Consider the following 10,482-nt stretch of genomic DNA (forward strand, 5'->3'; position numbering starts at 1 on the left):
TCTGGGCCATAGGCGGCGATTCCCCCCTTTCGCACGCCCCACGAACCTGTCAGAGTGTGCTCGCCTCGAAAGGACCAGCCGTGCCTCGACCTCTCAGCACCACAGCGTTCGCCGCCTCACTGGACTCGCACCTAACGCGGGTTGCCGCCCGTCGCGCTCGACGCGGGCTGCCCGCGCCCCAGGTGCTGGTTCGAGCGCCCGGTTTCGAATTCGCTTCGGGAGATCGAGACCTGCCCTTTCACAGTGCGTCGGTCGGCAAGCTCGCGACCGCCGCCCTTGCGCTCCAGCTGCATCGCGCGGGTGACCTTGGCCTGGATGCGCCGATCGAGCAGCTCCTGCCGACGAGCGAGATCGACGGCCTCTTTGCCACCCCGGGCGCCACCGTCGAACAGCTGCTTGACCACACTTCGGGCGTCGCCGACTACTTCGAGGGCCCAGTGACCAGTGGGCCGACCTTCCTTGACCTCGTGCTCGACGAGCCGGCTCGCCGATTCGAACCGGGCGACCTGCTCGCGTTCAGCCGTGAGCAGCAGCGCCCGCTCGCCGAACCTGGGCGCCGCTACGCCTATTCAGATACCGGTTATGTGCTGCTCGGCCGCATCCTGGAGGAGCGCACAGGGCAGAGTTTCACCGACCTGCTGCGTCGCCGCATCTTCGAACCGGCGGGCATGGAGCACAGTGTGCTCTGGCTGCGCGAACCTGGCCCGGCGACGATCGCCCCGTTCTGGTTGCACCGCACCGAAGCATCCGGCTTTGCGTCGGTCAGCTGCGACTGGGCTGGCGGCGGAATCGTCAGCACCCTCGACGACCTGGCCAGTCTCGCCGTGGCCCTGGGTGACGGCACGCTCGTGCATCCCGATGACGCCGCGCTCATGGGCACGGCCCGAAACCGATTCCGCTCGGGCATCCACTATGGGCTCGGGGCTATGCAGCTGCGCTTCGAGGGTTTCATGCCGCTGCTTCGGGGGCTGCCGCGCCCGGTTGGCCACATCGGAGTCCTCGGCACCCACTGTTTTCGCTATCCGGAACAGGATGCCGTGGTTGTGCTGAACTTCCACGGCACGCGTAAGATGGTTGCCAGCTTTCAGACGCACATCCGCATCGCTCAGGGGCTGGCCCGGCTGCACGTGTGACCGAAATGCGGTGAACCGCCTGCAGCGCCCGCCTCGTGAACCACCCCTGCTCAGTGAATGCGCTCCCGCAGGACTCTGGCCGTGGCCGCCGGGTTGACTCCGTGCATGACCGACTCGGGCACGATCACGAGTTCAGCATGTTCGATCGCGGCGGCGAGTCGATCGGCCCCCGCGATGAGGAGTGGGAAGGTCTGCTCCCCACGGAGCACGGTCACCGGCTGCGAAACGCTGAGCATTGCGGGCGTCGGGGTCGATACCTGCGTCACCAGTGCAATGTCGTAGACCGTCGACTGGGCGAGCGAGGCGAGCTGCGCGAGCTGCCCGCTTGCGCGGAACTGGTCGACCATCTCCTTCGGCAGGCCAACACCCTCCAGCTGGAATGTCGCGACAGCCTCCGCTGGCTCGCCCGCGTCGACGAGACGCTGCAGTCGTTCGGCAAGATCCGCTGGAGGCTCGTCCACACCGAAGCGAAACGGCGGTTCGGAGAGGAACAGCGCGTTGATCGGCACCCCAAGGGATGCGGCGAACAGGGCCAGGATGCTCCCCGAGGAGTGGCCGAACACTGCCGCGTCGCCCCCAACAGCGTCGATCACGGCCTCAAGGTCTTCGACCTCACGCTCGGGAGTCGAAGCAGGAGCGTCACCGCTCGACCCTCTGGCGCGGCGATCCCACGTGACCGCTCGCAAGCCCACCGAGGCGAGCGCGGATGCGAAACCCGCCGCATCCGCCCCAGTCGAGAGCGCACCATTCACGATCGCGACAGCCGGCCCCTCCCCCACCTGCTCGAAGGCGATAGGGGTGCCATCCGCGGAAGATACCGTGGAGGAGTTCGGAGTGGGTGCAGTCATGGCTGGACGCTACCCGGCACCCTCTGCCCTGTCCAGATGGATCAGGATTCGAGAAGCGTGCGCGGCCCGCGAGCCGTATCGTGATCGTGGGCCGGAGAGTGCCGCAACAACACCGAGCAGGAGATGACCATGGCCGAGAAACCAGCAGGGCTGTCCAAGGAGGAGCGCGACGCCGTCAAGCAGCGCGCGGCCGAACTTCGCGCCGAGGAGAAGGCGGGCAAGAACCGCGCCGCGGGCGAGGCGGCCGTGCAGGCGGCGATCGCCGACATGCCCGACGACGATCGCAAGCTCGCGGAGGGAATCCACCGAATCGTCTCGGAAGTCGCCCCGCATCTCATGCCCAAGACCTGGTATGGATTCCCGGCCTATGCCGACAGCGACGGCAAGATCGTCGTGTTCTTTAAAGCCGCCTCGAAGTTCACCACCCGCTACGCGACCCTCGGCTTCGAGGAGGCCGCACAGCTCGACGACGGCGAGCTCTGGGTCACATCATTCGCCCTGCTCGCGCTCACTCCCGAGACAGAGAAGACGGTGACGGAGCACATTCGCAGGGCGGCGGGGACAGCGAAGATTTCCTGACCTGCCACTCGCAGGTGTCGCGGTGCCTCCAGCCAATTTCGGAATCATGTCATTCGACGGCGGTACGAATCCGAACTTCTCGCTCCATGCGCAGCTCGTGGCGCTGACGCCCCTTGAGCGCCTCGACCTCACGATTCTTCGGCGGAGCGTTCGTCACAAGGCCATCAAGCAGGCGCCGTGTGGCCAGGGCGATTTCGTCGATCGCGCGGTCGAACGCCTCGGTGTTCGCGCGCGACGGGTGGGTGGACCCGCTGACCTTGCGCACAAACTGCAGCGCGGCCTCCCGCACCTCGTCGTCGGTGCTCGGTGGCTCAAAATTATGGAGAACGCGGATGTTGCGGCACATGCGAGCGAGGATACTCGCCGTCGCGCGGGGCGGCCAAGGGTGCGTTCGGCACCCTTAGCGCGATCCATCCACCGGGACGTTGCGGATGCCCGCCTGGGAGCACGTCTGAAGCACGTCGCTTCGGACGCCCGAGGCGTCTCCGTAGCTCATCGGCTCCACCACATTCGTGACCCAGCCGCGGTCAGTGTCGCCCATTGCTTCGTAGAAGTCGCTTTCTCCCCAGCTCGCGATCATCGCTTCGGCGTCGACCTGGCGGCGGTCATCACCCTCCCTCACGGCGACGAGATACTCAAACTCCCACGCGCACAACCAGGTGAAGTGAGCGACAACGTCGCCTAGGCCCGACTGCACGATGCCAGCCTCGGTCGTGCCCGAGTCCAAGTCTTCAGGAACTCCAGTCGGATACTCGGCCCCCGCCGGAAGAGGTTCAGACATTGCCTCTATCGCGTTCAGGTACTCGAAGTACGCGGTCCCTTCGGTGACGCGGGCGGGCCCCTCCGGCGTCGCATTGACGACTGACCACACGCCGGAGTCCCCCGAGCCGAGGTCATCCCCTTGCTCAACGAGGCCTGCCTCCTCGTTCTGAAACGACTGCAGCACGAACACCACGGCGAGCACGAGAGCGACAACCAGCGCGAGCGACGACCCCAGCACGACGAGCCACCCGCCTCCCCTGCGCAGAGCGCGCTCCGAGGGTGGATGATGCGCACTCGACTCCTGGGCGACAATCTCTAACGGGTCGCCGAAGCTGTCAATGACGGCCGCTGCATTAGCAGCGGACGCTGTCACCGGTATGGCGTCGCGCAGGTGCGTCGCAATGTCCTCGCGAAGGGAACGCCGACGGTGCGCGGGAATGTCGACAGAGGCCGCGTCGAACTGCCGAAGGTATTCGATGACGGCGGGGTGATCGGTCACGGTCTCCACGGCAGCTCGCTTTCCACAGGGTGCTCGCCTTCGACTGGCATACCGCTCGACGAGTGAGCAAGGAGGAGGTCGACAGCTCCGGAAAATATCGACCAATCGTCGCGGAACACGGCGAGCTCACGTTCACCCGCAGGAGTGAGTTGGTAGTAGCGACGAGGTCGCTCCCCCTCACTCACCTCCCAGTAGCTGCTAACAGAGCCTGCCTCGAAGAGGCGGTTGAGCAACGGATACACGGTGCCGTGACTCGCGAGCAATTGTCCTGCCGCATCAAGATCGTTCACGATCTGCAGCCCGTACCGGGGTCCGGTAGAGAGCAACGCGAGAATGCACGGGCCGATGACCCCCCGCCGCAACTGGGTACTTGTGGTCGAATCAGGCATGCGAGGAATGATATCTTGCGTGACAAGACTCGCACAAGGGCGTCACGCGCATGCGCGGCGGAACTCCTGGTTTCGCATCCAGAACCCGTGAGTTCTCTTCCGAGGGAAGCGTGACCGACCCGGCGAGCCCGGGACAGCACTTTGCTTATTCGTTGCCTGCGGAAGTTATTCAATGTAGCGTTTCAGCTATGAATCGTAGCCGCATGACCACCTCGGCGACGTCGCGCACGAAGCTCACCCCCGACGCGGTCACCACCGCCGCTCTCGCCGAGATCGATGCGCACGGCGTTGCGGCACTGACAATGTCGGCCATCGCCGAACGCACAGGCGTGCGAGGTCCGTCCCTCTACAAGCATGTGACCAGTCTCGCCGCACTGCAGGCGTCGGTGGCCGAGCGCGTATTGGCAGAGATCACTGAGACGCTCACCTCAGCCGCAGTGGGTCGCAGCGGAGCGGATGCTGTCGCTTCGCTCATGCACGCCTACCGCGGTTACGCCACCTCGCATCCAAACCGGTATGCCGCGGTTCCAGCCGACCCGCTGCACGACCCGCGCATCGCCGAGGTCGCGCAGCGACAGCTTGAACTGATCCTCGCGGTGCTGCGCGGGTGCGGCATCGAGGGCACCGAAGCGATCCATGTCACGCGGAGCTTGCGAGCCATGGTGCACGGCTTCGCCGATATCGAGACGAGCGGCGGATTCGGTCTCTCCGAGGACATCGATGAGAGCTTCCAGCGAATGGTCGACGGCTTCCTGTCGACGCTGCCACCCACCACATCACACACGGAGGAGCCTCAATGACACGCATTGCCCGCGATTTCATCCCCGGCAGCCGCACTGCCGCCGCAGCCCTTGCCTGCAGCGGTGTGCTTTTCGCACTCTTTCCTCTGCTGCGCCCTTGGTCCGACAAGCTCGACACCGCGGCGGGATTCGTTGAAGCATTCGGGTCGCCATGGTGGGTAGCGGCTCATGTTGTGGGCGCGGTCGCCTTTGTTCTGCTCGCACTCGGTGCCATCCCCGTGCGCGATGCACACCTCGCAACGCCAGGAGCCGCCGCTGCACGTGCAACACTCCCTTTGCTCTGGGCAGGTGTCGGGCTGACGCTGCTCTACTACGGCGCCGAGACCTTCGCGCTGCACGCGGTCGCCGGCGACGAATCGACGATCATGGAAATCGCGGAAGCGATCCGCAACGGGGCAGTCCAAATCTCAGCCTTCGGGGTGGGCCTGCTCTTGATTGCGGCGGGAGCGGTCACCATGGCAATCGCCGTCTGGCGTGGTGGAGTTCTTCCACGGTTCTCAGCTGCGCCACTCGCCGCGATGATCGCACTGTATCTGCCCCAGTTCTTCATCCCTCCCGCAGGCCGAATCGCACACGGTCTCGCAACGGCCGTCGCCACATTCTGGCTCGCTATGGCGGTGTGGCGAGCCAGAGCATCCAACCGGAGTGCCGAGCCCCAGCTTGGAACCAACGATTGATGTCGGCCCTGGCGAAGATTGCCCTCATCAGGGCACCTTCCGCGACCGATTGAGCGATGACAGCTGGATGAGCCCGTCGCTATGCGCGGCGTGCGAGGGTCGGGTAATCGATCACGAGACCGTCGGCGTCCACCGTGAGGTATGCGCTGAAGTCTCTGCTGGAACTTGCGTACCGGACGCGGCGTCGATCGCTCGCTGGACCGGAGGCGTATATTTGGTCACTGCGCAGCACGCGCAACGAAGGCACCTCCACCCAGGCCATGATGAGCGGTGTTTCGTCGACGTCGTTCTCGAGGAGACCCAGCCGACGGATCGGCATCGTATTGGTGACAGGGCACAACCCGAGATCGCAATCGATCGCACCGCTCAGGCCGTCCGGGTCTGCAAGGCCCGGCAGCGCCAGATCCGTGTCACCCCACGCGTCTGATTTAGCACTCCACGTGCCTTCATCCGCTCGAGTAAGTTCCAAGGAGCGCGCCCAACCGAACCCTCGCGTGGTCACACGAAGCGCTCGCGTAACCCATCCATCAGCGACATCCAGTTCCCAGCTCGACGCGAAGTGTTGAGCACGAGCGCTTCCAATCGCGCGCATCGACGTCGCATTCAACTCCACGTGGGCTTGGTCGACCCGTGTAGCGTCATCGATTCCTACCCACGACACAAGACGATTTGTCATGGGATCAGTCTCGTCCCAAATCATGCAGTGTCGCTCAAACCCTACGTAAAGGTCAGTGCCGTTGCGAGCGTCGACACGAGCCTTGGTAGTGCGCTGGGATCTGCTGAAGCGTGCGCCGGATCGAGTTGCCCGAGCGACATCCCCCAACAATCGGCATCGTGCAGGAGTTCAACGAGGGCCTGCTCGAGGAGCTCGATCGTAGGTCCGCTGTTGCGCCCGTTAACGTTCTCGGCGATCGGCGCGTCGAGGAAGTCGAGGACGTCGACGTCGAGATGCACCATGAATGGGCCGGGAGTAAGGGTGCCGCGCGCACGGCGTGCAGCGCCTCGGGGGTCGTTGCACAGCGTCGCCTGATCGACGATCGCGAGACCGAGTTCAATAACCTGTTCGCGCTCCCAATCGGTCGTCTCTCGCGTCACGTCGACTCCGAGGTAGACGAGGTCCGACGGCTGCAGCAACGGCGCGTGGCCAGTCGCGTCTGACAGCTCGGGGGCGGTGCCGTCGAGCGCCAACGCGTGCGCCATACCCATCCAGCTGAGCGAGCCCTCCGTGGTCGAGCGCGGCGTGTTGAGATCCAGATGCCGGTCCACGTAGATAACGCGCGGGCGCTCGCCGCTGCGCACCATCGCAGCGCACATGCCGACGGCTACCGTGCAGCTACCGCCAAGTACGAGCAGCCGTTCACCCCCGACCAGCAGCCCGGCCGCAGCGGCGGCGAGCTCAACCATCGCATCCGCCTCGTCGCCCAGATTCTGCGCATACCGGCTTTCGCGGTCAGGAAACCACGTGCGCGTCGTCAGATCGCCCGCGTCAACAACTTCCGCGCCTGCCGCACGCAGCGCCTCGACAAGGCCCGCATCCCGCAACGCGGCGGGGGCTCGCTCAACGCCCACGCAATACGCACCTGCACTGCTCGGCACACCCAGCACGGTCATCTTCATTGGACTCCTATTCTCGCGGCTCCTCGTTGACAGCTTGGGTTCCACGGGGGCTTGACCCAATACTGCTGTCCGTCCGAGGCCAGCCCGAGAAACGCTGCCGAGCCTGAGGCGCCGCGCTGGCCTGAGGCCCGAATGACGACAAGTTTGTTGCTACGTCTGCATCCGCACCCTTGCGGATGCACCGCCGTGGTCTGCTGCGCCGCTGCACATGGCCTACGGACTCCTGCCGCAGAGCTTCTGAAGCGGCCCTCTCGCCCGTCGCCTAAACCTTCGGCAGTCCCGACCGGGGTGCCGTGTGAACGTCATCTCGTCGAGATCGAAGACGTAGTGGCTTCAAGGCGTCGCATCCGCGAACGAACCTCTGCCGCCTGAGTTGGACCCCTCCGAGAACGTTGAAATCCCTCCCGAATGTGTGCGGAAGGGATTTCTCACAGGGTATTTGGGACGGTTCTTGTTTCGACCCTTTGGTGGGCTGTTCCAAGAACTCAAAGTGCCCCGGAAACACGGGGTCGATTCCAGAACCTGGAAAGCGTTTTCCTCCACGCCCCTCCAAATTTTCCTCTTTTCCTCCGGCTCGCCTCGAACGTAAAGCGCTACGGGCATCGCGAGGTCGGCCGCACGGGATCGGAAGACGGTCCGCGAGTACCTCGAGTCGGCCTCCCTCCCGCGAACAAGACCGGAACGACAAAGCAGGCGACTCGTTTAGTCGAGGTCATCGAGATCATCATCGCCATCGACATCGTGCAGCCCGTAGTACTCCCCTAGTTCCTCGCTCACCACCTCGTTGTCTGCGAGGAGTGCGATGTGTATCGAGTAAAAGAGTTCGGATGAGTTGAGAAGAACGTAGAGCACCTCGCTTAGGATCGGCAGCCCCTGATGCGTGTAATGAGTGAGCGCTGCGAGCGCCGACGCGACCCACCGCGCTCGGCGATACATCGCGACTCCGACTGCGGAGGATCCCTCGGACAGAGGCGAATCGAGTACCTCGAGGATTCCCGACGCTGACGTTTCCAGTTCCCGTTCGCCAATCGCATGTCTGATCGCTCTCATTGCCGCATAGCGCAATGCAATGTTCTGCTTGATGCCGTCCGACACGGTCCCGATGGCGCACAGTTCAAGCCACTTGTCCCAGGTGATGACTTCGACCTGACCATCCGAGAGGGAATCAAGGATCTCGTATCGCCCCATACCTGATGTGTACCGTTCGAGCCAAGAGACGAGTTCATCGCCGAACTCATCGTCAGGTCGGGAAGGATACTGTGGCGCGTCTGCCTTGATCTTGCCCAGGTCGAGCGCCTCGACAGCGTCGAGCAAACGCGAAAGTCGATGGGAGTACTTCTGCACCTTACTGAACTCACCGGCCTCAAGAAAGCCGTAACAGGCGAGCGTCAACTTGCAGAGTCGCTCAAGCCCGCTCGTGTACATGTGGAGCGCGATGTTGAGCGGATACTTCTCGGAGTATCCGATGATCCCGGTGAATTCTGTCTCAGTAGGTATCTCGCAAATCTTGCGGATGCCACCCACGATCAGTTCGGTGGCGTACTGCGTCTCGACGACGAGATTCCGCCAGCGATCGTAATCGAGCTGCGTTTTCACACTCATTTATGAGTCTCCGATGATTTGCCGACCCATGAGCTTCAGGTCGTGGCTCCACGCTTGGCCTTAGGTCGTTGTCCACTGCGTGCCTGGTCGGTGTCGCTCGGGCAATTGGCCCATGGTCAGGTGACCTGCCCCACGGTTTGGTTACCAGTTAGCTCGTGGCGATCAGGCGTGGGATGGATGGTGGGTCTGAGCGTAGTTCGAACTCGATCGGGGTGAGGTAGCCGACGCTGGAGTGGCGTCGGCGGCGGTTGTAGAAGATCTCGATGTAGTCGAAGATCGCGTTTGCCAGTTCGACCCGGGTGTTCCATTTCTTTCGGTCCAGCAGTTCGATCTGCATTGATGACCAGAATGATTCCATCATCGCGTTGTCGAGTCCGTCGCCGACGGTTTCGAAGGAGGGCATGAGCCCGGCGGAGCGGATCTTGTCGCCGAAGGCCCAGGAGGTGAACTGGGTTCCGTGATCAGCGTGGACCACTCCGCCTGGCTTCGGGTCGCGGTTCTTCAGTGCCATGTCGAGCGCGTTGATGACCAACCGGGTGTCGGGGCTGGAATCGATTGACCAGCCCACGATGCGTCTGCTGTAGGTGTCGAGTACGCAGCAGCAGTAGAGCCGGCCCTCTCTCGTGGGGTGTTCCGTGATGTCGGTGACCCAGAGTTCGTTCGGGCCGGCCCGGTTGAACTTCCGGTTCACGAGATCATCGGAGGTCACGACTCCACGGAGGCGCTTGACTCGTGCCGGGCCGGGGAGCCCGTAGATTCCGGCGTTGTGCATCAGCAGGAACGTGAGGCGGCTGCTGACGCTGACGCCCAGGCCCATCGTGAGTTCCGCGTGGACACGGCGATAGCCATAGGTTCCCCGGGAGGCCGTGTGCACTTCTTGGATCAAGCCGGTGAGCCATTGGCGTCGCATCTTCGTCGGCGCCAGCGGGCGATGCTTGTACCGGTAATAGCCGGGCTTGCTCACCCCGAGCACCCGGCAGCAGGTCAGGACGGGATGCCCGGCGGCGACGAGGGTGTCGATCACCGGGTGAATCCTTTTGGGTGGGGCTTGTCCTGACCGAGAAGTGTCGCGGCGGTCCTAAGAATGACGACCTCTTCTTCGAGCTCACGGATGCGTTTTCGGGCGGCGCGCAGCTGGGCATTCTCGGCCGTCGAGATCCCCTGGATCTCGCCGCGGTCGATGCGGTCCTGGCGGACCCAGCTGCTAAGCCCGCCGGCGCTGACGCCAAGGTCATAGGCGACGTCAGAGACGCGGCGGCCAGCCTTCACGAGGGCAACTGCCCGCGCTCGGAACTCGGGCGGGTAGGGCTTTGGCATGATCAGAGCCTTTCAGTTCAGGCACTGATCACCACAGCGAAAGTGGTAACTAACCCATAGGGCAGGTCAAGGAGTCACCTAAACCTTCAGCAGTCCCCATCGTCCACCGAGTGCGGTCAGAAGAGTTACGAGTTGCTCTGAATCGCCCCGGCATGTCTGGAGAGCGTATTGCTGGTGTCAACCCGTTCGTTCGAGGGGTTCGATCAGAGCGTAGTCGATGTGCTCCAACTCGACGGGTGTGAGGTCGTGGATCGAGCCG

At 63.7% G+C, this 10,482-nt stretch carries 11 protein-coding genes and 1 pseudogene; 4 read left to right on the forward strand and 8 right to left on the reverse strand.

The window, feature by feature from the left end:
- The first annotated feature begins 80 nt into the window (after positions 1 to 80).
- Positions 81 to 1,133: a serine hydrolase domain-containing protein gene (locus ACY48M_RS05440; protein ID WP_462819207.1), complete on the forward strand. Its 1,053-nt coding sequence runs from the start codon at positions 81 to 83 to the stop codon at positions 1,131 to 1,133.
- 50 nt (positions 1,134 to 1,183) lie between these two features.
- Here the strand turns inward: ACY48M_RS05440 and ACY48M_RS05445 are convergent, their stop codons facing one another.
- On the reverse strand, positions 1,184 to 1,981 hold the full coding sequence (locus ACY48M_RS05445; RefSeq protein WP_462819208.1) for an alpha/beta fold hydrolase: 798 nt from the start codon (positions 1,979 to 1,981) through the stop codon (positions 1,184 to 1,186).
- A gap of 129 nt (positions 1,982 to 2,110) precedes the next feature.
- On the opposite strand from ACY48M_RS05445, the gene ACY48M_RS05450 reads away from it, so the two are divergent.
- Positions 2,111 to 2,560 (forward strand): hypothetical protein, encoded by a 450-nt coding sequence (locus ACY48M_RS05450; protein WP_462819209.1) that lies wholly within the window; start codon positions 2,111 to 2,113, stop codon positions 2,558 to 2,560.
- A 49-nt stretch (positions 2,561 to 2,609) separates the two neighbouring features.
- Here the strand turns inward: ACY48M_RS05450 and ACY48M_RS05455 are convergent, their stop codons facing one another.
- Genes ACY48M_RS05455 through ACY48M_RS05465 form a run of 3 tightly spaced genes read right to left on the reverse strand, consistent with a single transcriptional unit; the run spans position 2,610 to position 4,210 of the window.
- Positions 2,610 to 2,906 (reverse strand): DUF2277 domain-containing protein, encoded by a 297-nt coding sequence (locus tag ACY48M_RS05455; protein WP_462819210.1) that lies wholly within the window; start codon positions 2,904 to 2,906, stop codon positions 2,610 to 2,612.
- 54 nt (positions 2,907 to 2,960) lie between these two features.
- A complete protein-coding gene (locus ACY48M_RS05460; protein ID WP_462819211.1) occupies positions 2,961 to 3,830 on the reverse strand; it encodes a hypothetical protein in 870 nt (289 codons plus the stop codon).
- Positions 3,818 to 4,210: a PadR family transcriptional regulator gene (locus ACY48M_RS05465; RefSeq protein WP_462819212.1), complete on the reverse strand. Its 393-nt coding sequence runs from the start codon at positions 4,208 to 4,210 to the stop codon at positions 3,818 to 3,820. Before ACY48M_RS05465 ends, ACY48M_RS05460 begins: the two co-directional genes overlap by 13 nt.
- 188 nt (positions 4,211 to 4,398) lie before the next feature.
- Here ACY48M_RS05465 and ACY48M_RS05470 point away from each other — a divergent pair, with 188 nt between their 5' ends.
- Together ACY48M_RS05470 and ACY48M_RS05475 are read left to right on the forward strand one after the other, a co-directional pair.
- The gene (locus ACY48M_RS05470) at positions 4,399 to 5,010 is read left to right on the forward strand and encodes a TetR/AcrR family transcriptional regulator (protein WP_462819213.1); all 612 of its coding nucleotides are present in this window, start codon (positions 4,399 to 4,401) and stop codon (positions 5,008 to 5,010) included.
- Positions 5,007 to 5,687: a hypothetical protein gene (locus tag ACY48M_RS05475; RefSeq protein WP_462819214.1), complete on the forward strand. Its 681-nt coding sequence runs from the start codon at positions 5,007 to 5,009 to the stop codon at positions 5,685 to 5,687. Before ACY48M_RS05470 ends, ACY48M_RS05475 begins: the two co-directional genes overlap by 4 nt.
- A 79-nt stretch (positions 5,688 to 5,766) precedes the next feature.
- Here ACY48M_RS05475 and ACY48M_RS05480 read toward each other — a convergent pair whose 3' ends face one another.
- The 4 genes and pseudogenes from ACY48M_RS05480 to ACY48M_RS05495 all read right to left on the reverse strand — a co-directional run bounded on the left by ACY48M_RS05480 (position 5,767) and on the right by ACY48M_RS05495 (position 10,223).
- Positions 5,767 to 6,363, reverse strand: a complete 597-nt coding sequence (locus tag ACY48M_RS05480) for a putative glycolipid-binding domain-containing protein (protein WP_462819215.1) — start codon at positions 6,361 to 6,363, stop codon at positions 5,767 to 5,769.
- Between the two features lie 41 nt (positions 6,364 to 6,404).
- A complete protein-coding gene (locus ACY48M_RS05485; RefSeq protein ID WP_462819216.1) occupies positions 6,405 to 7,304 on the reverse strand; it encodes an arginase family protein in 900 nt (299 codons plus the stop codon).
- Between the two features lie 702 nt (positions 7,305 to 8,006).
- Positions 8,007 to 8,906, reverse strand: a complete 900-nt coding sequence (locus tag ACY48M_RS05490; RefSeq protein ID WP_462819217.1) for a hypothetical protein — start codon at positions 8,904 to 8,906, stop codon at positions 8,007 to 8,009.
- A gap of 148 nt (positions 8,907 to 9,054) precedes the next feature.
- Positions 9,055 to 10,223: pseudogene (locus ACY48M_RS05495) on the reverse strand (IS3 family transposase).
- Positions 10,224 to 10,482: the final 259 nt, after the last annotated feature.

The organism is Homoserinimonas flava, assembly GCF_054969005.1.

Bases quoted from the DNA above. Each gene is read 5' to 3' on its own strand.
- ACY48M_RS05445 (WP_462819208.1), bottom strand. From the start codon at position 1,981: ATGACTGCACCCACTCCGAACTCCTCCACGGTATCTTCCGCGGATGGC.
- ACY48M_RS05465 (WP_462819212.1), bottom strand. From the start codon at position 4,210: ATGCCTGATTCGACCACAAGTACCCAGTTGCGGCGGGGGGTCATCGGC.
- ACY48M_RS05455 (WP_462819210.1), bottom strand. From the start codon at position 2,906: ATGTGCCGCAACATCCGCGTTCTCCATAATTTTGAGCCACCGAGCACC.
- ACY48M_RS05480 (WP_462819215.1), bottom strand. From the start codon at position 6,363: ATGACAAATCGTCTTGTGTCGTGGGTAGGAATCGATGACGCTACACGG.
- ACY48M_RS05475 (WP_462819214.1), top strand. From the start codon at position 5,007: ATGACACGCATTGCCCGCGATTTCATCCCCGGCAGCCGCACTGCCGCC.
- ACY48M_RS05470 (WP_462819213.1), top strand. From the start codon at position 4,399: ATGAATCGTAGCCGCATGACCACCTCGGCGACGTCGCGCACGAAGCTC.
- ACY48M_RS05485 (WP_462819216.1), bottom strand. From the start codon at position 7,304: ATGAAGATGACCGTGCTGGGTGTGCCGAGCAGTGCAGGTGCGTATTGC.
- ACY48M_RS05490 (WP_462819217.1), bottom strand. From the start codon at position 8,906: ATGAGTGTGAAAACGCAGCTCGATTACGATCGCTGGCGGAATCTCGTC.
- ACY48M_RS05450 (WP_462819209.1), top strand. From the start codon at position 2,111: ATGGCCGAGAAACCAGCAGGGCTGTCCAAGGAGGAGCGCGACGCCGTC.